This is a genomic window from Erythrobacter sanguineus (genome assembly GCF_900143235.1).
Classification (GTDB): domain Bacteria; phylum Pseudomonadota; class Alphaproteobacteria; order Sphingomonadales; family Sphingomonadaceae; genus Erythrobacter; species Erythrobacter sanguineus.
Map to the genome: position 1 here is coordinate 19403 of NZ_FRDF01000018.1, position 25824 is coordinate 45226.

Here is a 25824-nt window from a genome sequence, read left to right on the forward strand (position 1 = left end):
CATGGCTTTGCAGCTTTCATCGGGTATAACTGACAAATATGTCAGCAACCGAATCTCCTGCCGCGCCTGCTCCTGCTTTTTTCCACCCGATCAAGGTCGAGGAAGCGGACATTGATTTCATGGGCCATGTCAACAATGCGCGCTACCTGAACTGGGTGCAGGATGCGGTGCTGGCGCACTGGAACAAGATCGCGCCGGCCGATGACGTCGCCACCAAGGCGTGGGTCGCCCTTAAGCACGAGATTACCTATCGCAAGCCCGCCTTCCTTGAAGATGACGTGACCGCGCAGACCGTTCTTGAACGCTTCAATGGCGCCCGTGCGTTCTATTCCACGCTGATCAAGCGCGGCGAGGAGGTGCTGGCCGAAGTGCAATCGAGCTGGTGCTGCATCGACGCCAAGACCCTGCGCCCGGCACGCATTGGTGAGCATTTGCGGATGTTCTTCTTCCCTCAGGGGGAGTGATCCCGGCCGCATGCCGCGGCTGATGGCGCATCAGCCCTGTTCGATCGCTTCGAGCGCGGTGCCGGCCGCCAGCCAGTCCTGCTCGGCTGCGGCCAAGGCGTCGGCGGCTTTCGCGCGGGCGGTCAGCAGGCTTTGCAACTTTGCGCCATCCGCGCCGGGTTTGCTGCTCGCATCGAGGACTTGCGCATCCAGCCGTTCGACCTCGGCTGACGCGCGGGTCAGCGCCTTTTCAGCCTTGCCCAGTTCCGATTGGGCAAAACGCGCCTGCGCCACGGTCTTCGGCGTGCCCGGCCTGCCTTTGGCCGCGTCGGATCTGATCCCATCACCCTTGGGCTTTCGCCCCAGAATGAAGTCGATGTAATCATCCATGTTGCCGGCATATTCGCGCGCGGTTCCGCCATCGACCAGCACCAGCCGGTCTGCCGTCAGTTCGACCATGTGGCGATCATGGCTGATCAGGATAACCGCGCCGGTATAGGTGTTGAGCGCCTGAATCAGCGCCTCACGCGCGTCGACATCAAGGTGGTTGGTCGGTTCATCAAGGATCAGCAGATGCGGCGCATCGCGGGTGATCAGCGCCAGCGCCAGCCGCGCGCGCTCCCCGCCCGATAGCTTGTCGACCCGCTGGTTGGCGCGCGGCCCGGAAAAGCCGAACCGGCCCAGTTGCGCGCGAATGGCGCCCTGCGATTGGCCGTCCATCGCGCGGTTCATCAGATCGAGCGGGGTGTCTTCGCCCGCCAGTTCCTCAACCTGATACTGCGTGAAATATCCGACCTTGAGCTTGCCCGGCGCGTTGACTGCGCCTTCGGCTGGCGCAAGTTGCGACGCCAGCAGGCGGGCCAGCGTGGTCTTGCCGTTGCCGTTGCGGCCCAGCAGCGCGATCCGGTCATCCGCCTCGATCCGGAAATTCAGTCGTTTGAGGATCGGCGGGGCTTCGCCATATCCCACCGCTGCCTGTTCCAGCGTGATCATCGGCGATTTGAGCTGGGCGGGATCGGGGAAATCGAAGCTCAGCGTCGGGTCTTCCATCAGCGCGGCGATGGGCTGCATCTTGGCCAGCATCTTGGCGCGCGATTGCGCCTGCTTGGCGGTCGAGGCGCGGGCGGAGTTGCGAGCGACATAATCCCGCAGCCGCGCGGCTTGCGCATCCTGTGATGCCTTGGCCGCTGCGAGCTGCGCGGCGCGTTCGGCGCGCTGCTTTTCAAACGCGTCATAGCCGCCGGGATAGAGCGTCAACTGCCCGCCTTGCAGGTGCAGGATGTGATCGACCACCTTGTTCAGCAGGTCGCGTTCATGGCTGATCACCACCAGCGTGGCGGGATAGGATTTGAGGAAATTCTCCAGCCACAAGGTCGCCTCGAGATCGAGGTGGTTGGAAGGCTCGTCCAGCAGCAGGATATCGGGTTCGGAAAACAGCAGCGCGCCAAGGGCAATGCGCATCTTCCAGCCGCCCGAAAAACTATCGACCGGGCGCTGCTGCATTTCTTCATCAAAGCCAAGGCCATTGAGGATCTTGGCCGCGCGCGCCGGGGCAGAATAGGCGTCGATGGCGAGCAGGCGTTCGTGGACGTCGCCCATGCGGTCCATGTCGGTGCAGGTTTCCAGCTCCGCCAGCAATTCGGCGCGTTCGGTCGCGGCGGCGAGCACCACCTCTTCCGGCGTCATCGAACCGCTGGGCGCTTCCTGCGCGATATAGCCTATCCGCGCGCGCGATGGTTTGCTGATTTCGCCATCATCCGGCTCGATCTCGCCGATCAGCGCCTTCATCAGGGTCGATTTGCCCGCGCCGTTGCGGCCGATCAGCCCGACCCGCGCGCCGATGGGCACGGTTGCGCTGGCGCGTTCCAGAATGGCCCGGCCGCCAAGCCGCACAGTGACACCGTCGATGGTAAGCATGGGCGCGCCCTTAACAGCCAATCCAGTCCTGCCCAACGGAAATTACCCGCTGCATTGCAATCGGGGCAGGGCGCAGGTGCTGGATTGGCCATGCGTGCAGCGCGCGCGGCCCGGCTTGCGGCAGATCAGGCCAGCACGAAATAGGCAATCGCCAGCCCGGTCATCGTGGTGATGGCCAGCCAGCTTTGCAGGCGCGAGGTGGCCGACGGGCGAGCGGCCTCGGGCATTTCGCACCGGGTGACAACCAGATGGTTCAGCAACGCAACCCCCGGCGCGATCACGAAACTGGCAGTCGTGACAAGATCGAGAAATCCGGTGAGATCGGTGAGCAGGGTAAAGATGGCCGCCACGGCGATGGCCACGAATAATAGCGCAAAGAACGCATATTCGCCGCGCCTGTAGGACACGTCGTCACGACCGGTCAGGATGGCGCGCGCCGCGGCAAAGGTGCGGGAATAGGCATCAATGCCTGCGATCACCGTTGTCAGCATCACCGACAGCGCGGCAATCCCCGCCAGAAATGCCGGTCCGGGGCCAAGCGCTTCCTTGTAGAGGCTGACCAGCTGTCCCGCAAAACCGGGCGCATCGGCCAGCGGCACAATCGCCTGCCGGTGCATGACGCCTGCCCCCATGATGCAGAAGCAGACAGCCATCGCCGCGGTGATAACGTAAGGCCAGAAAAAGCTCTTGCGCGTTTCTGCAAGGGTTGCCTTGCGCCCTTCGGGCAAGGCGTGATCCGCCTCGATCTTCCACAGCGACAGGGGCACCGAGACATCGGTCGGATTGGGCATGAAGCCCGCCAGCGCGACGATGAAGATCAGGGCGGAGACCTCACCCGTCCAGCTGAAATCGGCCATCGTCGTCCAATCGACCCACGGCAGGACGACCGCCGTGGTCAGCAAGGTGGAGCCGACCAGAAAGGCCAGCAAAACTGCGTTGACCCGGTCAAGGAAGCGGTAGCCGCCGATCAGCAGCAGGCAGGTGGCAAGCACAAGGATAGCAGCGGCGAGCACCGGGACCGGCGCAATCGGTCCGATCAGCACGGTCAGGATTCCTGCGGTTGCAGCGCCCAGAGCCGCCCAGATGATGGGAACCAGCGGGCCAACCGCCAGCAGGAACAAGAGCACCGCCCAAAGCCCGAGCTCACGGTACCCGGTCAGCAGTGAACGGCCGCGGGCATGGGCGAAATCGATGCCGTATCGATAGGCCGGATATTTGAGGAAATTCGCAAGCACGATCACGCCCGCCAGCGCCAGACCGAACATCGCCCCGGCACGGGTCGATTGCACCAGATGCGAAGTGCCGATTGCGGCGCCGGTAAAGATCAGACCCGGCCCCGCAAGGCGGCGCAGGAAACGCGATGACATTGGCTGTCCCCCCGGCAATGCACAGTTTTGCAACCGTGCACCGGCTTTGCACTGCGCCCGGTCTTTAACAACAGAAGATTGGCCGGACGCGATGGAGGCAGGGCGGCCTTGTGCCCGCTGGCGCGCGATCGCCCGGCGGCAGCCTCGCGCTTTTGCGCAAACGCAATTGCAGCTTTGCGCCAGCGTTCTATAGGCATCCTTATGGGCCGCAAGCGCGTATCGTTCTGACATGAAGCCGCACTTCAATCCTCGCGCGCGCGTGATGCAGGGCGCAATCGGGCTGGCGCTGGCGGCGGCGATCGCGGGCAACTGGCTGGCGATCCATTTCTACGGCATTCTGGTGTTCACCCTGACATGGGAAAGCCTGCCTCTCGCGCTTGCAATGGCGGCGGCGCAATGCTGGCTTTCGGTCGGCGTGTTTATCGTCTGCCATGATGCGATGCATGGCAGCCTGGTTCCGGGCAAGCCGAAGCTGAATGGCGCGATCGGGGCGGTGCTGCTGGCGCTTTACGCAGGCTTTGGATGGAAGCAGCTGCGCGACGCGCATTTCGCCCATCACAAGCTGGCGGGCCACGCGGGCGATCCCGATTTCGATGAACATCACCCGGATGATTTCTTTCGGTGGTATGGGACGTTCTTCAAACGCTATTTCGGCTGGCGGTCGCTGCTTTATGTCCACACGGTGGTGGGGATCTACTGGCTGGTGATCGGGGTGCCGATGGTGCAGATCGTGCTGCTCTATGGCCTGCCGGCGCTGGGATCGTCGCTGCAATTGTTCTATTTCGGCACCTATCGCCCGCATTGTCACCGCGAAGGCCAGCCCTTTGCCGACCGGCACAATGCCCGCAGCAATGATTTCGGCACGCTGGCCAGTCTCGCCACCTGCTTCCATTTCGGCTATCATCTGGAACATCACCACCGGCCCGACGTGCCGTGGTGGAGCCTGCCTGCGGCGAAACGGGCCGGGGTGGGCGATACGGAATTGACTGCGAAGGTGCCTGCATGAGCTGGCTCGAAATTGTCCTCACCGTCATGTCCTCGCTGATCGGGATGGAGCTGTTCGCGTGGGTCGCGCACAAGTACATCATGCACGGCTGGGGCTGGGGCTGGCACCGCGATCATCACGAACCGCATGACAATGTGCTGGAAAAGAACGATCTGTTCGCGGTGGTCTTCGGCACGATCAATGCCGCGATGTATATCTATGGCTCGCTCTACTGGGACTGGCTGTGGTGGTTTGCGGTCGGGATCACGCTGTATGGGGTGATCTACACGCTGGTGCATGATGGGCTGGTTCACCAACGCTATTGGAAGTGGGTGCCGCGCAAAGGCTATGCCAAGCGGCTGGTGCAGGCGCACAAGCTGCACCATGCGACCATCGGGAAAGAAGGCGGGGTCAGCTTCGGCTTCGTCTTTGCGCGCGATCCGGCCAAGCTAAAGGCTGAGCTGAAGGCGCAGAAGGAAGCCGGGATCGCGGTGGTCAGGGATTCGGTTGGCTGATCCGGCCGCCCGCAGCGACGCAGCCTTCAGGCTGCATGAGCGAGGATTTCGCGCGCCGGAGGGCGTGCGGGACGCAAGAAACACCGGTGCCGCAAGCACCGCAAGGCCGACCGGCCGCCCGCAGCGACGCAGCCTTCAGGCTGCATGAGCGAGGATTTCGCGCGCCGGAGGGCGTGCGGCACTCAAGAAGCAATCCGCGCGGCGTGTTCTTTCACCAGACCGATCATGTTCGGCACGCCCTGCGTGCGGTTGCTCGATAGCTGGTTTTTCAGATCGAACGGGGCGAGTGCGCCCATCACGTCCATCTGCGCCACTTCGGACGCCGGCCTGTCCTGCACCGCCGAAATCACCAGCGCGACAATGCCCTTGGTGATCGCGGCGTTGCTATCGGCGAGGAAGTGCAATTTCTGTTCCTGCTGCGAGGCGGGATAGACCCACACCGCTGCTGAACAGCCGCGCACCAGTGTGGCGTCGGTTTTCAGCGCATCGGGCATCGGTTCGAGCGTCCGCCCAAGCTCGATCAGCAGGCCGTAACGGTCATCGCCTTCGAGGAATTCGTACTCTTCGAGAATGTCGGAAAGGGAGCGCATCAGGCGCATTTAGGCAGGGTGACTGCGAAACGGAAGGGGTGATTGGCCCTCGTGCCTAGCCCATCAGCCCGCCGGGGCGGGTGAAGGCGTAGTAGATCACGTAGAACCAGCCGAAAAAGCCCTGCACGATTGCCCAGAATATCGATTTGTTGACGCTCCAGCTGATCGCGATGGCGAGCGCGCTGCCGAACCCGATCCCGGCCTGAGCAGCGGCGGTGCTGCGCGGCCCGCTCACAGTTCAACCCCGCTGGCGATGGCTTCCAGCTTGCGGATGCGTTCCTTGAGGTCGGCCAGTTCGATCCGGGCGGTGCCGATCCCGGAACCTTCGGCGTCCGGGGTGCGGGCGGCGGTGGTTGCGGCGGTGGTTGCGGGGGCGCCGCGTTCAAGTTCCTGCCGTTTCAGGTCAAGCCAGCCGTGCCAGCCGCGCAGCAGGGCGGCAGCGACAACGGTGATCCCCACCAGACAGGTCACGGCCATGACGATGGCGGGATCGAGAAGGGGCGTCATCATTCGCTCTGGTCCTCCTTGGTATGCGGGATTGCCCGCTCATCATGCGATGCGGGCAGGGCCCGCAGGGCTTCGATTTCGGCGGCGATGCGCGCGCGTTCGCGGGCGTCGCTGGTGTTGCCATCGGTGGCGATGCGTTCGAGCACGTTCACACGCTCGCGCAGGTCTTGAAGTTCGCGCCGCGCCGCTTCCAGTTCGGCCGCGCTGCGATTGTCATTGCGCGGGGCAAGGGTTTCATTGCCGTCTTCATCGGTGATGATCCCGGCGCGCGCCTTGCCGTACTGCACCACGCCCCAGACGATGATCGCGATGATGGCAACGATGGCCCAGCTGCTGATCATGCCTCGCCCTTGTCCTTGAGGTTCGACAGCGCACGGTCACGCGCCGAATCTCTCAGCGCTTCGATTTCGGCGCCGAGGTGATAGCCGCCATCGGTGACGATCCGTTCGACATTGATCAGCCGATCCTTCACCGAGCCGAGTTCGGCGCGCAATTCGGCGTTTTCCTGAGTCAGCAGGGTCACGCGGTGCGCGGTTTGCTTGTCCGAACCGGGTTTCAAAGACTGGCCCCACATGCCTTCGAGCGGGTAGCCATTCTTGATCTTCATCCGGGTGACCTGGAACGAGGCGAGGATGCCAAGCCCGGCAAGCACCGAGCAGGCAAGGATGATCCAGCCGAGATAGGGAAGAAAATCCGATGCTTGCATCACACGCGCTCCTTGTTTTCGAGGCTGAGTGGCACGCTGGTGCCTGCTAATTCATTGGCATCCGCTCGGCGCGTATCACGCAAAGCTTCGATTTCTTCGCTAAGCGAATAGCCGCGGTCAGTGACGATCTTTTCCAGCACGATCATACGATCCTGCATGGCGTCGATCTTGCCGTGCAATTCTTCGTTCTCGGCCTTGAGCCGCTGCGCCTCCGCGCTGTCCGCGCGCTCGGTCTTGCCGCCCCATTCATCCTCGAGCGAGTAGCCGTGCTTGGCGCGGATCCAGTTGTTGATCAGCCATCCACCGGTGCTCAGGGCAATGATGGCGATGACGAAATCCGGTCCTCCGAAGTCCATCACACGTGCTCCTTGTCTGCGAGGGCCTTGTTGTCTGCGAGGGCCTTGCGTTCGAGGTCGAGCGGCAGGCCTGCACCTGAATCGACCCGCCGCGTATCGCGCAGCGCTTCGATCTGTGTGGCGATGTCGTAGCCGCGATCGGTGATGATCCGTTCGAGCACCTGCACCCGGTCTTCAAGCCGCTGGATGTGGCTCGCATATTGTGCGGCCTTTTCGGCGGTTTCACTCGCCACGGCCTTGGTCTGCAGCTTGGCGACCTTTTCCTTGTGGTTGGTCCAGACCCCGAAAAAGCCGAGCAGAATGCCCAGGATCGGGATCATCAGCGCCATTTCCCCAGTCATTATCGTGTTCCCCTGTCAGATGTGGCGGGCGCTCAGCGCAGCCGCTCGATTTCGGCGGTCAGGCGCGGGTTGCTGGTGACATAGTGGGTTTCCACCGCCGCCAGCCGCCGGTCGATATCGCGAAAGCTTGCGCGGATTTCGCGCGCCGTACGCTTGGGATTCTGGCGCACGCCCTGCCAGTATTTTTGTTCGCGTTCGTCGCGGTAGAGGTGGGGTGGCTTCTTGTTGAGCAGAAACCCGGCGATCAGATAGGCGATGATCGAAGGCCCGCCGGTGATGAAGATCGATGCTACCGCCGCAAACCGGATCCAGAACACGTTGATCCCGGTGTAATCGGCAATCCCGGCGCAAACGCCCATCAGTCTGCCATTATACTTGTCGCGGTAAAGCGTGGTGCGGGGGCTGTTCATGCGCGGGTTCCTTTCTTCTCGGCCATCAGCGCTTCGAGTTCGCGCAGCTGCTGGTTGTCCTTTTTCTGATCGGCGATCAGACGGCGGGCGGGGGTGAATTCGGGATCGTCGCTGGCCACCAGCCGTTCGACCGTATCCATCCGCTCGTCGAGCCGCTTGGCGAGGTTGTAGAGTTCTTCCAGCAGCACTTCGTCATCGGTGGTGATGGTTGCGGCGGTCTTCCACTTGGTCATGTAGTGCAGGATCACCCACGGCAGGCCGATGAAAAGCGTGGCAACGATCATTACCGCGATAAGTCCGTCTTCCATAGCTTAACCCTCCTTGCTGTCGTCGGCCTTGCCGAGCGCTTTCTTCATGGCTTCCAGTTCGTCATCGATCGCGTCCGATCCGGCGAGCGCCGCGATTTCATCGGCGAGCGACGGGGTCTTGCCTTCTGCAATCTGCAAAGCGTCAGCGCGGCCTTCGGCGTAATCGACCCGGCGTTCGAGCTGGTCGAAACGGGCCAGTGCTTCATCAGTGCGTTCGGTGCTCATCAGGGTGCGCAGCTTGACGCGGTTCTCGGCGCTTTCGAGGCGCGCGGCGATCGCGGTCTGGCGGCTGCGGGCTTCGCGCAGGCGGTGCTGCAGCTTCTGGATGTCGTCCTCATAGGCGCGCAGCGCATCGTCGAGCACGGCGATCTCGGCCTTGAGCTGGTCGGCCATGTCGCTGGCCTTCTTGCGCTCGACCAGCGCGGCGCGGGCCAGATCCTCGCGATCCTTCGACAGGGCGAGCTGCGCCTTTTCGGCCCAGTCGGCCTGCAGCTTGTCGAGCTTGACGCAGTGGCGGTGCATTTCCTTCTGATCGGCAATGGTGCGCGCCGCGCTGGCGCGGACTTCGACCAGGGTTTCCTCCATTTCGAGGATGATCATGCGGATCATCTTGGTCGGATCATCCGCCTTGTCGAGCATGTCGTTGAAATTGGCAGCGATGATATCGCGGGTACGGCTGAAAATGCCCATGAAGGCTACTCCATCGAGAAACGAATTGACGCGATCCTGCGCGGCGACTCGGGATGTGTCGCCGGCATTGGTGCGGGCGCGAGCCTGCGTCGGGGTGGGGCTGCGGCGCAAGGCTTCGATTTCCTCGTCAAGCCGCGAAAGGCGGCTGGTGGCAGGGTGGGCCGGAGCGTCGCTGCGCTGGTTGTCGCGCGTGGAGCGCGCGTCACCGGCAGCATCTGCGGGGGGAACGTTACGCTCCGGCCCTAGGGGGTCATGCGGGGTGCGGGGATCGCCCATCTCAGGCGATCTCGATCATCCCGCCGCTTTCCGCAGCGGGGTGGGCGATCGGGCTGGCGTTGGCCGCGCCCGACTGGATCTGCGATGACAATGCGATCATCAGCACCATCGCGGCAATGCTGGCCATCGCGGCCTGCCCGAGCTTGGTGTTCCAGAAGCTGTTGGCGGCGGGTTTGCGGTCGATCATGTCCGAGCCTTCTCAAATGGTGTTCAGTGGTCTTGCCCGGTATTGTGCAATCGGCGTGCCAAACTGTGAAAATGGCGGAAATCGAGGATTCTCACGGTTTCCGCACAAGCACCGATTGGTCTCTATTGCCAAGCATTGGGGAATTTCACTATAGGTTGGTCATGGAGCGGGAAAGCCAGTTCATCGGCCAATCGGGCGCCTTCCTCGACGCGGTCGAGCGCGCCAGCCGTGCGGCTTCGATGAACCGCCCGGTGCTGGTGATCGGCGAGCGCGGGACGGGCAAGGAACTGATTGCCGAACGTCTCCACCGCCTGTCGACCCGCTGGGACGAACCGCTGGTCACCATGAACTGCGCGGCGCTGCCCGAAACCCTGATCGAGGCCGAACTGTTCGGCCACGAGGCGGGGGCCTTTACCGGCGCCACCAAGGCGCGCGTGGGGCGCTTCGAGGAGGCCGACCGCGGCACGCTGTTCCTCGATGAACTCGGCACGCTGTCGATGGGCGCGCAGGAACGGCTGCTGCGCGCGGTCGAATATGGCGAGGTCACCCGCATCGGTGCCTCGCGCCCGATCCGGGTCGATGTGCGCATTGTCGCCGCCACCAATGATGATCTGCCCGCGCTGGCAGGCAGCGGCGAATTTCGCGCCGACCTGCTCGACCGGCTGAGTTTCGAGGTCATCACCCTGCCGCCGCTGCGCGTGCGCGAAGGCGATATCGGCGTACTGGCGGAATATTTCGGGCGGCGGATGGGGGCCGAGCTTGATTGGCACGCCTGGCCCGGCTTTGCGCCGCACGTTATGGCCAGCCTTGAAGATTATGCATGGCCCGGCAATGTCCGCGAGCTTCGCAACGTGATCGAACGCGCGGTCTATCGCTGGGACGATCCCGAAACCGCCATCGCCCATGTCCAGTTCGACCCCTTTGACAGCCCGTGGCGTCCGCGGCCGCCCGAACATCGCCGCGCTGCTGCCGCACCGCCCGGCGCCGCGGGCCCCGCGCCTGCCGCGCCTTCTGCGGATGATTTCGACATGGTCGACGATCTGCGCGCGGCCGTGGATCGGCATGAACGCGCGATCCTTGAACATGCGCTGGGCAAGCATCGCTGGAACCAGCGCCAGACCGCCCGTGCGCTGGGCCTCACCTATGATCAGCTGCGCCACGCGATCCGCAAGCATGGCCTGATGGAAGGGCAGGAAACCGGCGGCGCGTAACCGCTTGATAATGATTTGCCGCTAGCATCCGGCGCGCATTGCCTTTGCCTGTCGGGAGCCAATTCATGCGCGCGTTCGTCAACCTGTTCGAGAAGCTGATCGACGGCGCCCGGCTCATCATCGGCCTGTTCATGCTGACGATCATGATGTTGGGGCTGCTGCTGCCCTTTGGCGCATCCCATCTCATGCCCGAGGTTGAGAATGTCTCTGCCGAAGTCGCCGCGCGGGGCGGCGAAAGGCCGCTCACGCACAACCAGAAGCAACGCCTCGCCGAGGATATGGCGAAGGATGGCTGGAGCTATGGTGCGGCAACCGCCACGACTGGCCAGCGCAAGCCGAATGACGGCTGGGCCGACTGAACCGCGCCATAACCGTTCGCGCAGCGCGCCTGCGGGCTTGCCCAAGTAAATATCCTTAGCCGCGGCTTGGTCTGGCTTTCACTGCGCCTCGGCAGGCTGCGGCGCGATGTTGCAGCCTGTCCGTCCGCACGAATCGCCATTTCCCCGGCCAGCCGGCCGGCGCAGCGCGCCGCGCCTGCGGCTGGCAATCCCGGTGCGACTGGTGGCGACCTATGCCACCGAGACCTGCGTGCTGCTCGACCTGTCGCGCAGCGGGGCGCGGATCGGGCTGGCGCGCCCGCTGCCGTGCGGGGACTGTGCCTATCTCCAGATCGCGGGGATCGAGGCCTTTGCCGAAGTCGTCCGCCGCGATCCCGGTGTTGCCGGCGGGGTCAATGGCCTTGTGTTTGACCAGTCGCTGCCCGATGCGGCGGTGCTGGCGGTGCGCCGTCATGCCGAAACCTTCGAGCAGCGCGAGCGCGAGGCGTTCCGCGATCAGGTGCGGCGCTGGGTCAAGGGTGAAAGCCCCGCCTGATCCCCGCAAGTTGCGCGCTTCGCACTTGCCAAATCTTTCGCCTGCGCCTAAGTGACCGCCCATCCCGGCATTGTCGTGACAAGGTTTGGATGCTGGCGCCTTTCGGGGGCCGGCCCGAACCCCGTTGCGATCATGCCTTCTGACCGGAGACCGAATGGCCGATATCGCGCGCCTGACCGAGCTGATCGAACCCGAGGCTGCTGCCCTGGGATTCGCGCTCGTGCGCGTGGCGATGATCACGTCAGAAGCCGGGGACGGCGGCATGGCGCTGCAGATCATGGCCGAAGACCCGGCGACGGGCCAGCTGGTGATCGATCAATGTGCCGCGCTGTCGCGCCGCGTTTCCGACGTGATCGACACCGCCGAAGAAGCGGGCGAGGTGCTGATTGAAGGCGCCTATCACCTCGAAGTCAGCTCGCCCGGCATTGATCGCCCGCTGACCCGGAGCAAGGATTTCACCGACTGGGCCGGACACGAAGCCCGGATCGTGATGGTCAAAACCCATGACGGCCAGCGTGTCAGCAAGGGTATTCTGCACGGGATCGCGGATGGCATGGTGCATATCACCGATGCCAAGGCGGGCGATGTGCACTTGCCGCTGGAACAGATTCATTCGGCCAGGCTCGTCCTCACCGACGCGCTGATTGCCGCCACAAGGCCGCTGGACACCAGCGGTGCCGATGAACTCATCGAAGACAAAGAAAAGGCAGACGACTGATGAGTGCCATTTCCGCCAACAAGGCTGAACTGCTCGCGATCGCCAACGCGGTCGCCTCGGAAAAGATGATCGACAAGGCGATCGTCATCGAGGCGATGGAAGAAGCGATCCAGAAATCCGCGCGCAACCGTTACGGCGCGGAAAACGATATCCGTGCCAAGCTTGATCCGCTGACCGGCGATCTGACGCTGTGGCGCGTGGTCGAGGTGGTCGAGGAGGTCGAAGACTACTTCAAGCAGGTTGACCTGAAGCAGGGCGAAAAGCTGCAGGCAGGCGCCAAGGTCGGCGATTTCATCGTTGATCCGCTGCCGCCGGTCGATCTTGGCCGGATCGACGCGCAGTCCGCCAAGCAGGTGATCTTCCAGAAGGTCCGCGATGCCGAGCGTGAACGCCAGTTTGAAGAATTCAAGGATCGCGCGGGCGAAATCATCACCGGCGTGATCAAGTCGGTCGAATTCGGCCACGTGATCGTCAATCTCGGCCGCGCTGAGGGCGTGATCCGCCGCGACCAGCAGATCCCGCGCGAAGCCGCCCGGACCGGTGAGCGCGTGCGCGCGCTGATCACCAAAGTGGAACGCAACAACCGCGGCCCGCAGATCTTCCTGTCCCGCGCACATCCCGATTTCATGAAGAAGCTGTTCGCGCAGGAAGTGCCCGAAATCTACGACGGCATCATCGAAATCAAGGCCGCCGCCCGCGATCCGGGCAGCCGCGCCAAGATCGGCGTGATCAGCCACGATTCCAGCATCGACCCGGTCGGCGCCTGCGTCGGCATGAAGGGCAGCCGCGTGCAGGCGGTGGTGCAGGAACTGCAGGGCGAGAAGATCGACATCATCCCCTGGTCGGAAGACACCGCGACCTTCGTCGTCAACGCATTGCAGCCTGCCACTGTGGCGCGCGTCGTGCTTGACGAGGAAGAAGGCCGCATCGAAGTGGTGGTGCCCGATGATCAGCTTTCGCTGGCAATTGGCCGCCGCGGCCAGAACGTGCGGCTGGCGAGCCAGTTGACCGGCCACCAGATCGACATCATGACCGAGGAAGAGGCTTCCGAGAAGCGTTCCAAGGAATTCGCCGAACGTTCCAAGATGTTCGAGGAAGAACTCGACGTCGACGAAACGCTGGCCCAGCTGCTCGTTGCCGAAGGCTTCGCCGAGCTTGAAGAAGTCGCCTATGTCGAACTGGCCGAACTCGCCAGCATCGAAGGCTTTGACGATGATCTTGCCGCGGAACTCCAGAGCCGCGCATTGGAAGCGCTCGAGCGCCAGGAAGCAGCCCACCGCCAGGTCCGCCGCGAACTGGGCGTGGAGGACGCGCTGGCAGAGATTCCGCACCTGACCGAAGCGATGCTGGTCACGCTGGGCAAGGCGGGGATCAAGACGCTGGATGATCTGGCCGATCTCGCCACCGACGAGCTGATCGCCAAGAAGCGCGAAGCACCGCGTCGCCGCAACACGGCGGAAGGCCCGCCGATGCGGCGTCCGCAGCGCGAGCAGGACAAGGGCGGCGTGCTGGGCGAATATGGCCTGAACGAAGAGCAGGGCAACGCCATCATCATGGCCGCGCGTGCGCACTGGTTCGAGGATGAACCGACCGAGGAGGCCGCCGATGCGGACTCCACCCAATGAGCGCCTGACGTCCGACATCGCCGAGCCGGTTCTCCCAGACACGTCCGGGAGCGAACGGCGCTGCATCCTTTCGGGGGATAATGCCCCGCGCGACATGCTCGTGCGGCTGGCGATCTCGCCTGATGGGCTGGTGCTGCCCGATGTGGCGGCCAAGGCGCCGGGGCGCGGAGCGTGGATCGGCGTAAGCCGCGCCGCGCTTGAAACCGCGCTGACCGAGGGCCATCTTAAGCGGGCGCTGATGCGTGCCTTCAAGGGTGCGTCTCTTTCGATTCCCGATGATCTTGGCCAGCGGGTCGAAGCCGCGCTGGCACGCCATCTGGGCGACCGGCTGGGGCTGGAACTGCGCAGCGGCAAGATTGTGCTGGGCTCGGCCCGGATCGAGGAACAGGCCCGCGCCGGGCGGCTTGCCGCGCTGCTTCACGCAGCCGACAGCAGCGAGGATGGACGGCGCAAGCTCGACCAGGCCTGGCGGGTCGGTCGCGAGGCGGAAGGATCGGGCGAACGGGGGCAGGTCTTGCCTCTGGACCGCAACGCGCTGTCTGTGGCATTGGGCCGCGACAATGTCGTCCACCTCGGCGTTGCCGGCCATGCCGGTGACATGCGCGCCGCAATGCGGGTGCAGCAGGCGGTTTCCCGGCTTTCGCGCTTTGTCGCTGACGGCGGCTCGCCGCCCGATGCGGCGGCTCCGGATGCACGGGACATGATGGACATAACCGGCCGGGATACGCCCGGCCACAGCGATCGGCCCACGGCTGGCCGTTCGGCACATGATGAATACGGTAAGGATTGACGAGCGATAATGAGCGACGACAACAACCAGCGCACCCGCAAACCTCTGGGCCTCAAGCGGTCGGTCGATGCGGGCGAGGTCAAGCAGACCTTCAGCCACGGCCGCACCAACAAGGTGGCGGTCGAGGTGAAGCGGCGCCGCAAGCTCGTGAAGCCCGGCGAAACGCCTGAACAGGCTCCGGCACCGGCACCGGCACCGGCACCGGCGCCCGAACCCGCGCCTGCCCCGGTCGCCGCCGCGCCCAAGCCCGCGCCGCGCCCCGCCGCGCCTGCCCGCCCCGCGCCTGCCGGTGAAACGCCGCAGGAACGCGTCAAGCGGCTCCAGCTCGAAGCCGAGGAAGAGCGTCTGCGGCTCGCCGAAGATGCGCGCAAGCGCGACGACGAAACCGCCCGCCAGCGCGAGGAAGAAGAACGCCGCCGCGCCGAGGAAAAGCGGGCCGAAGAAGCAGCCGAAAAGCTGCGCGCTGCCGAGGCCGAGAGCGCCAAGGCTGCGCCGGTCGAACAGCCCGCCGAAGCACAGGCAGCCGAAGCTGCCACCGAGGCCCCGGCCGAGCCTGCCGCGACGGGTGATGCTACCCCCGGTCCGCGCCGGTTCACGCCCGTCGAGCGGCCCGAAGCCAAGCGTCCGGAAAAGAAGAAGAAGGAAGAAAAGCGCGCTGCCCCGATCGATGCCGACAAGGACAAGCGCCGTTCCGGCAAGCTGACCGTCACCCGCGCGCTCAACGAGGATGAAGGCCGCCGTGCGCGCAGCCTCGCCGCATTGAAGCGCGCGCGTGAAAAGGAACGCCGCGGTCAGGGTGGCCCGTCCAAGCCGCGCGACAAGCAGGTGCGCGACGTGGTCGTGCCGGAAGCGATCACGGTGCAGGAACTCGCCAACCGCATGGCCGAAAAGGGCGCGGACCTGGTGAAGGCGCTGTTCAATATGGGCATGATGGTCACTGTCAACCAGACCATCGATCAGGACACTGCCGAATTGCTGGTCGAGGAATTCGGCCACAACATCACCCGTGTGTCGGCAAGCGACGTCGATATCAACACCAGCGAGGACAGCGATCCCGAAGAAACCCTGCGTCCGCGTCCGCCGGTGGTCACGATCATGGGCCATGTCGATCACGGCAAGACCAGCCTGCTCGACGCCCTGCGCGGTACGGATGTGGTCAAGGGCGAGGCCGGCGGCATCACCCAGCATATCGGCGCCTACCAGATCACCACCAAGGCGAAGGACAAGATCACCTTCCTCGACACCCCCGGCCACGCCGCCTTTTCGGAAATGCGCGCGCGCGGAGCGAATGTCACCGACATCGTGATCCTGGTGGTGGCTGCCGACGACGGGATCATGCCGCAGACGATCGAGGCCATCAATCACACCAAGGCCGCAGGCGTGCCGATGATCGTGGCGATCAACAAGTGCGACAAGCCCGAGGCGAACCCGCAAAAGGTGCGCGAACGCCTGCTTGAACATGATATCATGGTCGAGGCGATGAGCGGCGAAGTGCAGGATGTCGAACTTTCGGCCAAGACCGGCGCGGGGATCGACAAGCTGCTTGAAGCGATCGCGTTGCAGGCCGAACTGCTTGAATTGAAGGCCCGCCCCGATCGCGATGCCGAAGCGACCGTGATCGAAGCCCAGCTTGACAAGGGCCGCGGCCCGGTGGCGACAGTGCTGGTCACGCGCGGCACGCTGAAACGCGGCGACAATTTCGTGGTCGGCACCCAGTCGGGCCGCGTGCGCGCACTGGTCGATCACAAGGGCCAGCAGCTGAAAGAGGCCGGCCCGTCAATGCCGGTCGAGGTGCTGGGCCTGAGCGGCGTCCCGTCCGCAGGCGACAGCTTCACCGTGGTCGAGAACGAACAGCGCGCCCGCGAGGTCGCCGAATATCGTCAGGAAATGGCGACCGAAAAGCGCACCGCGCTGGCCCCGACCAATTTCGACACGATGTTCAGCAGCCTGTCCTCCAGCGTCATCGAATTCCCGGTGGTGGTGAAGGCCGACGTGCAAGGCTCTGTCGAGGCGATCGTGGGCGCGCTGCACAACCTTTCGAACGACGAGATCAAGGTGCGCGTGCTCAATGCAGGCGTTGGTGCGATCACCGAAAGCGACGTCACGCTGGCGGCGGCTTCCAAGGCGCCGATCATCGGTTTCAACGTGCGTCCCAATGCCAAGGCGCGCGATCTGGTGAAGCGCGATAATGTGCGGATGATGTATTACGACGTCATCTATCACCTGACCGATGAAATCGCCAAGGAGATGGCAGGCGAGCTTGGCCCCGAACGGATCGAAACCGTGGTCGGCCGGGCCGAGGTCAAGCAGGTGTTCCCGGCGGGCAAGAAGGACAAGGCGGCAGGGCTCCTGGTTCTGGAAGGCGCGATCCGCAAGGGCCTGTTCGCCCGCCTCACCCGTCAGGATGTCATCGTCTCGGCGACCAAGATCCAGTCGCTGCGGCGCTTCAAGGACGATGTCGACGAAGTGCGCGCCGGGCTCGAATGCGGCGTGGTGCTGGAAGACACCAACGACATCAAGCCGGGCGACAATCTCGAAGTCTTCTCGGTCGAGGAGCGTGAGCGCACGTTGTAAGGATCTCCCTTCCCGCTTGCGGGAGGGGCCGGGGGTGGATCCGTGCCGCGTGCGCCGGCTGCCCACCCCGCTGCGACTAGGCGGTAAGCCGTCAAGTCTCGCTCCCCTCCCGCAGGCGGGAGGGGCAAAGGGAGCGGAATGAGCGAAGCAATTCACCACCCCGACGATGCCGGGCAGTCGCCGCATACGGCGCTGCTCGGATCGCAATTCGTCGGCTGGGACGAAACAACCCAGACCGCGACCATGCGCTTTACCGTGAAGCGCGAGATGACCACCTGGCGCGGCGGCGTGCAGGGGGGGCTGGTCGCGGGCTATCTGGATGATGTGATGGGCTATGCCTATGTCGCGGCGACGGGCGGCGAGATGGCACCGCTCAACCTCGACATATCCATGACCCTGATCCGCCTGATCCCCGAAGGCGTGACCATCATTGGCAAGGGCCGGGTGGTCAAGGCCGGGCGGCGCGTGGTGTTCCTTGAAGGCGAATTGCTGGCGGAAGATGGCACGATCTACGCCCGCTCGACCTCCACCGCCCTGCCGACCCCGCGCCCGACACCAACCAGCACGGGGATGGGCTAGCAGGGATGGCCAAGGCGCCCTTCACCCCCGAACAGCAATCGGTCCGCGTGCTCAAGGTGGGCGAGCGGGTGCGGCATATCCTGTCCGAACTGCTCGCGCGCGGCGAAGTGCATGATGATGTGGTGAGCGCGGCCAATATTGCGGTCACCGAGGTCCGTATGACCCCCGATCTGCGCCACGCCACCGCTTATATTAAGCCGCTGCTGGGCGCGGGCGAGGATGAGGTGGTCCACGCGCTGCGCCAGAACACCGCCTTCCTCCAGCGCGAGGTGGCCAAGCGGCTCGGCCTCAAATTCGCGCCCAAGCTGCGCTTCCGCAAGGATGAAAGCTTTGCCGAGGCTGACCGGATCGAGGCCTTGCTGCGCGATCCCAAGGTGGCCCGCGATCTGGGCGATGATGCTGAAGCCGGCGAGGAAGAATAGCCTCGCCTACCGCGGCACCATCCGTGCCTTCAGCGTGATATCGACCTTGTTGCCGACGATCAGCTGATAGCTTTTCATCCCGTATTCGCGCCGGTCAATGGTGGTGGTGCCGGTAAAGCTCACCGGCTTGCCTGCCTGCGCCAGCGGATCGGCGTCGAAGGTCACATCCAGGCTGGCCGGGCGGGTCTTGCCGCGCGCAGTGAGTTGGCCGCTGACCATGCCGCGCGTCGGGCTGGTGAGCGCAATCGAACGCCCGACGAAGCGGATCGAGGGATATTTTTCCACCCAGAAGAACTTCTCGCCGCGCAGCCGGCTCAAGGTCAGATCGTCGGGCGCCTCGATCGCGGTTGCATCAAACGTCACGTCGATCACCGCGCGTTCGGGCGCGCCGGGAACGATGGTGACCGCACCCTGCATCCGGGGAAACCGCGCGGTTTTGCTGGCGAGGCCGAAGAACGGCACCTTGGCCGAGACATTGCTGGCCGCCGCATCAAGCGTGTAGCGCTGCGGCGTGCCAATTTCGGCCCCCGCATTGGCGAGCGCGAAGGCCGCCAGCAGCGGCAGCAGGACAAGGCGCAGGCGTGGCAATATTCCCATGATGTCCATGGTAACCTTACGCGCATCAAAGGGGAATGGTTTCGCAACCCTGTTGAAGAACGCCGCAAACGACCCAGAGCGAGCTTGTCGCGGGACGAACGGAGTGCAAGGCTCACGCTTATCATGGCCAAGCTATATTTCTACTATGCCAGCATGAATGCCGGCAAATCATCAAGCCTGCTGCAGGCCGATTTCAATTATCGCGAACGCGGGATGCGCACGATGTTGTGGACTGCCGCGCTGGATAGCCGTTCGGCCGGGCAGGTGCAGAGCCGGATCGGGCTGGAATCGGGCGCGCATCTTTATGGTGCCAAGACTGACCTGTGGGCCGCCGTCAGCGCCGCCCACGCCGCCGAACCGATCGACTGCGTGCTGGTGGACGAGGCGCAGTTCCTCACCACCGAGCAGGTGTGGCAGCTCGCCCGGCTGGCGGACGAGGCGGGGATCCCGGTGCTGTGTTATGGCCTGCGCACCGATTTTCAGGGCGAACTCTTCCCCGGTTCGGCGGTGCTGCTGGGCATTGCCGATGCCTTGGTGGAGCTGAAGGCGGTGTGCCACTGCGGGCGCAAGGCGACGATGAACCTGCGCGTGGATGAAAGCGGAGCGGCGGTCAAACAGGGCGCGCAGACCGAAATCGGCGGCAATGATCGCTATGTCGCGCTGTGCCGCAGGCATTTTTCGCAGGCCCTTGTCGCATGATTTCGCGCACGCGCACTGGCGCGCGGTGCGCGCGCGCCCTATCTGTCAGATAATGAGCGAAACCTTCATTTTCGGCCTCGTGCTGATCCCCGCGCTGATCGTTGCAATCGTGTTCCACGAGGTGGCGCATGGTTACATGGCACGCCTGCTGGGCGATCCCACCGCGTCCGAACGCGGGCGGTTGACGCTGAACCCGATTGCCCATGTCGACCCCATCGGCACGCTGCTGGTGCCGGGCGCGCTGGCGTTGCTGGGCGGGCCGGTGTTCGGCTGGGCCAAGCCTGTGCCGGTCAACAAGTGGCGTCTGGATAATCCGCGTTACGGGATGATGGCGGTCGCCGCAGCCGGGCCGGGGAGCAATTTCGTATTGGCGAGCGTGGGCGCGGTGCTGCTCGGTCTGAGCATGCCCGCAGGGCTCGGCTTTGGCGGCGATATGGAGGCGGGCGCGGCGCTGCTGGTCAATGGCTTGGGCGAACCGCAATGGCTGGCGACAGGGCTGTTCTACTTCATCCTCGTCAACATCTTCCTTGGCCTGTTCAACCTGCTGCCGATCCCGCCCTTCGATGGCTCGCATATCGTTGGCGGGCTGTTGCCGGAACGGATGCGGGCAGGGTGGGAAAAGCTGCAAGGCGTCGGCATGGCGCTGCTGATCGCGCTGATTGCCGCCAGCTGGGTGTTCGGGACAAGCTGGCTCGGCACGGTGCTGATGCCGCCGGTAACCTTCGCGATGGGGTTCTATCTTTCACTGGCGGACTGGATCGCGGCGCTGATCGCCTGATCCTCGATCCGCAAGCGCTTGAACCATTGGGCGAGGGCGGCGCGCTCGGCTGCGCTCATGTGCAGCCCCAGCTTTGAACGGCGCCACAGCACGTCATCGGCGCTGCGGGCATATTCGTGGCGGACGAGGTAGACCACCTCTGCCGCCGTCAGCCCTGCGCCGAAATGCTGGCCAAGGTCGGTGAAGCTGCGCGCATCGCCCAGCACCGCGTTCAGCCGGGTGCCATAGGCGCGGGCCAGCCGCCGCAGCACGGGCGCGGGCAGCCACGGCCGGATGGCGGCCTGCGCAGCCACGAAGCCTTCGAAATCGAGCGCCGGAATATCCCCGCCGGGCAAGGGGGCGTCCGCCGTCCATGACCGCCCGCTGACGCCCAGTTTCTCCAGCGCGTGCTCGGCAAGCTTGCGATAGGTGGTGATCTTGCCCCCGAAGATCGACAGCAGCGGCGGGCCCTTGTCGTTCCGCCCGCGATCCAGTTCGAACACATAATCGCGCGTGACGGTGGAATTGCTGGCCGACTGGTCATCATAAAGCGGGCGCACCCCGGCATAGGACCACACCGCCTGATCCGGCGACACATCGCGGCTGAGATATTCGTTCACCGCAGCGCAGATGTAATCCGCCTCCGCCTCGGAAATCGAAATCTCTGCCGGATCGCCTTCAAAGGCGACATCGGTGGTGCCCACCAGCGTGAAGTCGCCTTCATAGGGGATGGCGAACACGATCCGTCCGTCGCGGTTCTGGAAGATGTAGGAATGGTCGCCTTCGTAAAGCCGCGGGAAGACGAGGTGGCTGCCTTTGACCAGCCGCAGATTGCTCGCATTGCGGCCCGGCATGGCGCGGGCCAGCACCTGATCGACCCACGGGCCGGCGGCGTTGACGACCATCTTTGCGGTTAAGTTCTGCGTGCCTGCCGGGCCGGTGAGGCGGGCCTGCCAGTGGCCGCGCATCCGTTTCAGCCCGGTGCATTCGGTGCCGGTGCGGATATCCGCGCCGCGCTCAGCTGCGTCCATGGCGTTCAGCACCACCAGCCGCGCATCCTCGACCCAGCAATCGGAATATTCGAACCCGCGCGTCAGCCGCTCCTCCAGCACCCCGGCGTGCGGCGGGCGGGTGAGATCTATGCTGCGCGCCGGCGGCAGCAGCTTGCGCCCGCCGATATGGTCGTAAAGGAACAGCCCCAGCCGCAGCAGCCAGCGCGGACGCAGGCCCGCATCATGCGGCAGCACGAAGCGCAGCGGCCAGATGATGTGCGGGGCAATGGCGAGCAGCCGCTCGCGCTCGATCAGGCTTTCGCGCACCAGCCGGAATTCGTAATGTTCGAGATAGCGAAGCCCGCCATGCACCAGCTTGGTCGAGGCCGACGAGGTCGCGCCTGCCAGATCGCCTTTTTCGGCAAGACACACCTTCAGCCCGCGCCCTGCGGCATCGCGCGCGATCCCGGCACCATTGATGCCGCCGCCGATTACCAGCAGATCGAAGTCCTGAGGCCCGGTAATGTCCATGCTTTGCGAAACTTGGCGTTTTCGATCCGGCTTGGCTAGGGGGGCAGGGTGAACGACCCATTGAAACCTGCATCCGGTCTGCCCCTGTCGGGCTGGCTGATCCTCGACAAGCCGCGCGGGCTGGGCAGCACCCAAGGGGTGAGCGCGGTCAAGCGTGTCCTCCGCCAGAACGGCTATGCCAGGACCAAGGTCGGCCATGGCGGCACATTGGATCCCTTGGCCCAAGGCGTGCTGCCGATTGCGCTGGGCGAGGCGACCAAGCTCGCCGGGCGGATGCTGGATGCCTCCAAGATCTACGAATTCACCGTCCGTTTCGGCGAGGAAACCGACACGCTCGACACCCAAGGCGATGTGGTGGCGACCAGCGATGTGCGGCCCTCGCTGACTGAGGTCGAAGCAGTGCTGCCGCGTTTCACTGGGCCGATCGAGCAGGTGCCGCCGGCTTTTTCCGCGCTTAAGGTGGGCGGCCAGCGCGCCTATGATCTGGCGCGGGCAGGGGAGACGGTGGAGCTGAAGGCGCGCAGCGTTACCATTCACTCCCTCGCTATCATTCGTCATCCCGGCGCAGGCCGGGACCCAGAGCGACAAGCCGAGAACCTTGATCCACTGGGCCCCGGCCTGCGCCGGGGTGACGATGAATTGGAGGAGGCCACTTTGCAGGCCCACGTCTCCAAGGGCACCTATATCCGCAGCCTTGCACGGGACATCGCATACGCGCTTGGCACGGTCGGCCATGTCACCTATCTCAGGCGCACCAAGGCCGGTCCGTTCCGCCAAGAACAGGCGATTTCGCTGGACAAACTGGACGAAGCCGCTAAGGGCGCGAGCCTTGAATACCTTCTCCTGCCGCTGGAGGCAGGGCTGGACGACATCCCGGCCCTTCACCTCGATCAGACAAGCGCGCAGGCGGTCCGACAGGGCCGGGTGCTGTCTGACATGCCCCAATCATCCGGGCTCTATCTGGCGAAACTGGGCAATGTCCCGGTCGCGCTGATGGAAATCACGGACGGGATGGCCACGGTCGTCAGGGGTTTCAACCTTCCCGATGTCGCTGAGTGAAAGAGATATACTATGTCGGTGACCGCCGAAGAAAAGCAGGGAATCATTTCCGATAACGCCCGTGATCCCAAGGACACCGGCAGCCCCGAAGTGCAGGTTGCGATCCTCACGCAGCGCATCCGCAACCTGACCGAACACTTCAAGGATCACCACAAGGACAACCATTCGCGTCGCGGCCTGTTGATGATGGTCAACAAGCGCCGCACGCTGCTCGCATACCTGAAGAAGAAGGATGTCGAGCGCTACAACGCGCTGATCCAGAAGCTGGGCCTGCGTAAGTAAGAGTTTTGCGAAAGGGCGGCTCCAAGGGGCCGCCTTTTTTGCATATGGGGCAGCAGACATCCGGTCTGCCTAGCCTTGGGGCCAAACACAGCCCCGCACCGGACCGGGACGGTTGTTTACCCGGCACAAGAGGCCCCGCCCGGCAATATGGCTGTGCGGGTCAAAAGGAAAATCAATGTTCGACACGAAAACCGTATCGCTGGAGTGGGGCGGCAAGACCCTCACTCTGGAAACCGGGCGTATTGCCCGTCAGGCCGATGGCGCAGTGCTGGCCACCTATGGCGAAACCGTGGTGCTGTGCGCCGTGACCGCCGCCAAGTCGGTCAAGGAAGGGCAGGATTTCTTCCCGCTCACCGTCCACTATCAGGAAAAATTCTCCGCTGCCGGACGCATTCCGGGCGGCTTCTTCAAGCGTGAACGCGGCGCGACCGAAAAGGAAACGCTGACCAGCCGGTTGATCGACCGTCCGATCCGTCCGCTGTTCCCAGAAGGCTTCTACAACGAAATCAACGTGATCTGTCAGGTTCTGTCGTTTGACGGCGAGAACGAGCCGGACATGGTCGCCATGATCGCCGCTTCGGCTGCGCTGACGATTTCGGGCGTGCCGTTCATGGGTCCGATCGGCGCCTGCCGCGTGGGCTACATCGATGGCGAATACACGCTCAACCCCAAGCAGGACCGCGCGCTGGCCGATGGCCGCCTCGATCTGGTTGTTGCCGCCACGCAAGACGCGGTGATGATGGTCGAATCCGAAGCCAAGGAACTGACCGAGGACGAAATGCTCGGCGCCGTCATGTTTGCACATGGCGAAATCCGCAACGTCATCGGCGCGATCATCGATCTCGCTGAACAGGCTGCCAAGGATCCCTGGACCGTCGACCTCAGCGACAATACCGCTGACATGAAGGCCAAGCTCAAGGATCTGATCGGCGGTGATATCGCGGCCGCCTACAAGCTGACCGACAAGTCGGCACGCTCGGACGCGCTCAACGAAGCGCGGGCCAAGGCCAAGGCGGCATTCGCTGACGAAGGCGGGCAGACCCAGATGGTCGCGGGCAAGCTGATGAAGAAGCTCGAAGCCGAAATCGTGCGCGGGGCGATCCTCAAGGATGGCCAGCGCATCGACGGCCGCAAGCTCGATCAGGTTCGTCCGATCGAAGCGATCGTCGGCTTCCTGCCGCGCACCCATGGTTCGTCGCTGTTCACCCGCGGTGAAACGCAGGCGATCTGCACCACCACGCTCGGCACCAAGGATTCCGAGCAGATGATCGATGGTCTGGAAGGCCTGAGCTACACCAGCTTCATGCTGCACTACAACTTCCCGCCCTATTCGGTCGGTGAAGTGGGCCGCTTCGGCGCTCCGGGTCGCCGCGAAGTCGGTCACGGCAAGCTCGCCTGGCGCGCGCTCAACCCCGTGCTGCCGAGCAAGGAAGATTTTCCGTATACCATCCGTGTGTTGTCGGACATCACCGAGTCTAACGGCTCGTCCTCGATGGCGACCGTATGCGGCGGCTGTCTGTCGATGATGGACGCCGGTGTGCCGGTGAAGTCTCCGGTGTCGGGCATTGCGATGGGCCTGATCCTTGAAGGCGATGATTTCGCCGTCCTGTCGGACATTCTGGGTGATGAAGATCACCTTGGCGACATGGACTTCAAGGTGGCCGGTACCGAAAACGGCATCACCACGATGCAGATGGACATCAAGATTGCCGGCATCACGCAGGAAATCATGGCCAAGGCGCTGGAACAGGCCAAGGCTGGCCGGATGCACATCCTTGGCGAAATGGCCAAGGCGCTGACCGGTGCCCGCACCGAAGTCAGCAAGCATGCGCCGCGCATCGAAACGATCCAGATCGACAAATCGAAGATCCGTGACGTGATCGGCACGGGCGGCAAGGTGATCCGCGAAATCGTGGCTGAAACCGGCGCCAAGGTCGACATCGACGATGAAGGTGTGATCAAGATCTCGTCCAGCAACACCGATGAAATCGAGGCCGCGAAGAAGTGGATCCTCGGCATCGTCGAGGAAGCCGAAGTCGGCAAGATCTACAACGGCAAGGTCGTGAACATCGTCGATTTCGGCGCGTTTGTGAACTTCATGGGCGGCAAGGATGGTCTCGTCCACGTGTCGGAAATGCGCAACGAGCGGGTCGAAAAGCCCACCGATGTCGTTTCCGAAGGCATGGAAGTGAAGGTCAAGGTGCTCGAAATCGATCAGCGCGGCAAGGTTCGCCTGTCGATGCGCGTCGTTGATCAGGAAACCGGCGAAGAGCTGGAGGACACCCGTCCCCCGCGCGAACCGCGTGAAGGTGGTCGCGGGGATCGCGGCGGTGACCGTCGCGGGCCCAAGGGCGGCGGCGATCGCGGCGGTCGTGGTCGCAGCGGCGGCGGTGATCGCGGCGGGCGCGAACGCGACAGCGGCCCGGCGGGCCTGCCCGATTTCCTGAAGGACTGATCGCCTCATCCGAGGTAAACAATTGGGGCCGCCCGGAGCGATCCGGGCGGCCCATTTGCTGT

32 protein-coding genes are annotated in these 25824 nt (G+C 64.1%); 17 read left to right on the plus strand and 15 right to left on the minus strand.

Annotated elements, in window-relative coordinates:
• Window positions 1-38: 38 nt before the first annotated feature.
• A complete protein-coding gene (locus BUA05_RS13710) occupies window positions 39-464 on the plus strand; it encodes an acyl-CoA thioesterase (protein WP_072675586.1) in 426 nt (141 codons plus the stop codon).
• 30 nt (window positions 465-494) lie between these two features.
• Here the strand turns inward: BUA05_RS13710 and BUA05_RS13715 are convergent, their stop codons facing one another.
• Together BUA05_RS13715 and BUA05_RS13720 are read right to left on the minus strand one after the other, a co-directional pair.
• On the minus strand, window positions 495-2360 hold the full coding sequence (locus BUA05_RS13715) for an ABC-F family ATP-binding cassette domain-containing protein (protein ID WP_072675587.1): 1866 nt from the start codon (window positions 2358-2360) through the stop codon (window positions 495-497).
• A gap of 125 nt (window positions 2361-2485) precedes the next feature.
• Window positions 2486-3727 (minus strand): NRAMP family divalent metal transporter, encoded by a 1242-nt coding sequence (locus BUA05_RS13720; RefSeq protein ID WP_072675588.1) that lies wholly within the window; start codon window positions 3725-3727, stop codon window positions 2486-2488.
• 262 nt (window positions 3728-3989) lie between these two features.
• Here BUA05_RS13720 and BUA05_RS13725 point away from each other — a divergent pair, with 262 nt between their 5' ends.
• Together BUA05_RS13725 and BUA05_RS13730 are read left to right on the plus strand one after the other, a co-directional pair.
• Entirely contained in the window at window positions 3990-4733 is a 744-nt protein-coding gene (locus BUA05_RS13725) for a fatty acid desaturase (RefSeq protein WP_245790214.1), read from the plus strand.
• Window positions 4730-5227, plus strand: coding sequence for a sterol desaturase family protein (locus tag BUA05_RS13730; protein ID WP_072675590.1), 498 nt, complete (start codon window positions 4730-4732; stop codon window positions 5225-5227). The genes BUA05_RS13725 and BUA05_RS13730 overlap by 4 nt, the downstream gene beginning before the upstream one ends.
• A 182-nt stretch (window positions 5228-5409) precedes the next feature.
• Here the strand turns inward: BUA05_RS13730 and BUA05_RS13735 are convergent, their stop codons facing one another.
• Genes BUA05_RS13735 through BUA05_RS13785 form a run of 11 tightly spaced genes read right to left on the minus strand, consistent with a single transcriptional unit; the run spans window position 5410 to window position 9598 of the window.
• Entirely contained in the window at window positions 5410-5817 is a 408-nt protein-coding gene (locus BUA05_RS13735; protein ID WP_072675621.1) for a SufE family protein, read from the minus strand.
• Window positions 5818-5872: 55 nt separating this feature from the next.
• Window positions 5873-6052: a hypothetical protein gene (locus tag BUA05_RS13740; protein WP_072675591.1), complete on the minus strand. Its 180-nt coding sequence runs from the start codon at window positions 6050-6052 to the stop codon at window positions 5873-5875.
• Window positions 6049-6327 (minus strand): hypothetical protein, encoded by a 279-nt coding sequence (locus BUA05_RS13745; RefSeq protein WP_072675592.1) that lies wholly within the window; start codon window positions 6325-6327, stop codon window positions 6049-6051. Before BUA05_RS13745 ends, BUA05_RS13740 begins: the two co-directional genes overlap by 4 nt.
• Window positions 6324-6665, minus strand: a complete 342-nt coding sequence (locus BUA05_RS13750; RefSeq protein ID WP_245790210.1) for a hypothetical protein — start codon at window positions 6663-6665, stop codon at window positions 6324-6326. Before BUA05_RS13750 ends, BUA05_RS13745 begins: the two co-directional genes overlap by 4 nt.
• Complete coding sequence (locus BUA05_RS13755) at window positions 6662-7030, minus strand: hypothetical protein (RefSeq protein WP_072675593.1); 369 nt, start codon at window positions 7028-7030, stop codon at window positions 6662-6664. The genes BUA05_RS13750 and BUA05_RS13755 overlap by 4 nt, the downstream gene beginning before the upstream one ends.
• Window positions 7030-7386, minus strand: a complete 357-nt coding sequence (locus BUA05_RS13760; RefSeq protein WP_072675594.1) for a hypothetical protein — start codon at window positions 7384-7386, stop codon at window positions 7030-7032. Before BUA05_RS13760 ends, BUA05_RS13755 begins: the two co-directional genes overlap by 1 nt.
• On the minus strand, window positions 7386-7727 hold the full coding sequence (locus tag BUA05_RS13765; RefSeq protein ID WP_084662728.1) for a hypothetical protein: 342 nt from the start codon (window positions 7725-7727) through the stop codon (window positions 7386-7388). The genes BUA05_RS13760 and BUA05_RS13765 overlap by 1 nt, the downstream gene beginning before the upstream one ends.
• 32 nt (window positions 7728-7759) lie before the next feature.
• A complete protein-coding gene (pspC, locus tag BUA05_RS13770; RefSeq protein WP_072675596.1) occupies window positions 7760-8137 on the minus strand; it encodes an envelope stress response membrane protein PspC in 378 nt (125 codons plus the stop codon).
• The gene (pspB, locus tag BUA05_RS13775; RefSeq protein ID WP_072675597.1) at window positions 8134-8445 is read right to left on the minus strand and encodes an envelope stress response membrane protein PspB; all 312 of its coding nucleotides are present in this window, start codon (window positions 8443-8445) and stop codon (window positions 8134-8136) included. The genes pspC and pspB overlap by 4 nt, the downstream gene beginning before the upstream one ends.
• 3 nt (window positions 8446-8448) lie before the next feature.
• A complete protein-coding gene (gene pspA, locus BUA05_RS13780; protein WP_245790211.1) occupies window positions 8449-9411 on the minus strand; it encodes a phage shock protein PspA in 963 nt (320 codons plus the stop codon).
• A gap of 1 nt (window position 9412) precedes the next feature.
• Window positions 9413-9598 carry a hypothetical protein gene (locus BUA05_RS13785; protein ID WP_072675598.1) on the minus strand — a complete coding sequence of 62 codons (186 nt, stop codon included), beginning with the start codon at window positions 9596-9598 and terminating at the stop codon, window positions 9413-9415.
• A gap of 161 nt (window positions 9599-9759) precedes the next feature.
• On the opposite strand from BUA05_RS13785, the gene pspF reads away from it, so the two are divergent.
• From pspF to rbfA, 9 genes are all read left to right on the plus strand, one after another.
• Window positions 9760-10809 (plus strand): phage shock protein operon transcriptional activator, encoded by a 1050-nt coding sequence (gene pspF, locus BUA05_RS13790; RefSeq protein ID WP_072675599.1) that lies wholly within the window; start codon window positions 9760-9762, stop codon window positions 10807-10809.
• A 65-nt stretch (window positions 10810-10874) separates the two neighbouring features.
• Window positions 10875-11168 (plus strand): hypothetical protein, encoded by a 294-nt coding sequence (locus BUA05_RS13795; RefSeq protein WP_072675600.1) that lies wholly within the window; start codon window positions 10875-10877, stop codon window positions 11166-11168.
• Between the two features lie 106 nt (window positions 11169-11274).
• Window positions 11275-11682 carry a PilZ domain-containing protein gene (locus tag BUA05_RS13800; protein ID WP_072675601.1) on the plus strand — a complete coding sequence of 136 codons (408 nt, stop codon included), beginning with the start codon at window positions 11275-11277 and terminating at the stop codon, window positions 11680-11682.
• 154 nt (window positions 11683-11836) lie between these two features.
• A complete protein-coding gene (rimP, locus tag BUA05_RS13805) occupies window positions 11837-12400 on the plus strand; it encodes a ribosome maturation protein RimP (RefSeq protein ID WP_072675602.1) in 564 nt (187 codons plus the stop codon).
• Window positions 12397-14025 carry a transcription termination factor NusA gene (nusA, locus tag BUA05_RS13810; RefSeq protein ID WP_072675603.1) on the plus strand — a complete coding sequence of 543 codons (1629 nt, stop codon included), beginning with the start codon at window positions 12397-12399 and terminating at the stop codon, window positions 14023-14025. The genes rimP and nusA overlap by 4 nt, the downstream gene beginning before the upstream one ends.
• Window positions 14006-14815 (plus strand): DUF448 domain-containing protein, encoded by an 810-nt coding sequence (locus BUA05_RS13815; protein WP_084662730.1) that lies wholly within the window; start codon window positions 14006-14008, stop codon window positions 14813-14815. Before nusA ends, BUA05_RS13815 begins: the two co-directional genes overlap by 20 nt.
• Before the next feature lie 9 nt (window positions 14816-14824).
• Window positions 14825-17389 (plus strand): translation initiation factor IF-2, encoded by a 2565-nt coding sequence (infB, locus tag BUA05_RS13820; protein WP_072675605.1) that lies wholly within the window; start codon window positions 14825-14827, stop codon window positions 17387-17389.
• A gap of 138 nt (window positions 17390-17527) precedes the next feature.
• Entirely contained in the window at window positions 17528-17968 is a 441-nt protein-coding gene (locus tag BUA05_RS13825; RefSeq protein ID WP_072675606.1) for a PaaI family thioesterase, read from the plus strand.
• A gap of 5 nt (window positions 17969-17973) precedes the next feature.
• The gene (rbfA, locus tag BUA05_RS13830; RefSeq protein WP_072675607.1) at window positions 17974-18390 is read left to right on the plus strand and encodes a 30S ribosome-binding factor RbfA; all 417 of its coding nucleotides are present in this window, start codon (window positions 17974-17976) and stop codon (window positions 18388-18390) included.
• Between the two features lie 6 nt (window positions 18391-18396).
• Here the strand turns inward: rbfA and BUA05_RS13835 are convergent, their stop codons facing one another.
• Window positions 18397-18996, minus strand: coding sequence for a YceI family protein (locus tag BUA05_RS13835; RefSeq protein WP_245790212.1), 600 nt, complete (start codon window positions 18994-18996; stop codon window positions 18397-18399).
• 114 nt (window positions 18997-19110) lie between these two features.
• Between BUA05_RS13835 and BUA05_RS13840 the strand changes: the two genes are divergently transcribed.
• Both BUA05_RS13840 and BUA05_RS13845 read left to right on the plus strand, forming a co-directional pair.
• The gene (locus tag BUA05_RS13840) at window positions 19111-19686 is read left to right on the plus strand and encodes a thymidine kinase (RefSeq protein ID WP_072675608.1); all 576 of its coding nucleotides are present in this window, start codon (window positions 19111-19113) and stop codon (window positions 19684-19686) included.
• A gap of 52 nt (window positions 19687-19738) precedes the next feature.
• Window positions 19739-20464: a site-2 protease family protein gene (locus BUA05_RS13845; protein ID WP_072675609.1), complete on the plus strand. Its 726-nt coding sequence runs from the start codon at window positions 19739-19741 to the stop codon at window positions 20462-20464.
• Here BUA05_RS13845 and glpD read toward each other — a convergent pair.
• Window positions 20422-21966 (minus strand): glycerol-3-phosphate dehydrogenase, encoded by a 1545-nt coding sequence (glpD, locus tag BUA05_RS13850; RefSeq protein ID WP_072675610.1) that lies wholly within the window; start codon window positions 21964-21966, stop codon window positions 20422-20424. The genes BUA05_RS13845 and glpD overlap by 43 nt on opposite strands.
• A 60-nt stretch (window positions 21967-22026) precedes the next feature.
• Between glpD and truB the strand changes: the two genes are divergently transcribed.
• The 3 genes from truB to pnp all read left to right on the plus strand — a co-directional run bounded on the left by truB (window position 22027) and on the right by pnp (window position 25762).
• Entirely contained in the window at window positions 22027-23025 is a 999-nt protein-coding gene (truB, locus tag BUA05_RS13855; protein WP_245790213.1) for a tRNA pseudouridine(55) synthase TruB, read from the plus strand.
• Between the two features lie 12 nt (window positions 23026-23037).
• Window positions 23038-23307, plus strand: coding sequence for a 30S ribosomal protein S15 (gene rpsO / locus BUA05_RS13860; RefSeq protein ID WP_072675611.1), 270 nt, complete (start codon window positions 23038-23040; stop codon window positions 23305-23307).
• A 175-nt stretch (window positions 23308-23482) separates the two neighbouring features.
• Entirely contained in the window at window positions 23483-25762 is a 2280-nt protein-coding gene (pnp, locus tag BUA05_RS13865; RefSeq protein ID WP_072675612.1) for a polyribonucleotide nucleotidyltransferase, read from the plus strand.
• Window positions 25763-25824: the final 62 nt, after the last annotated feature.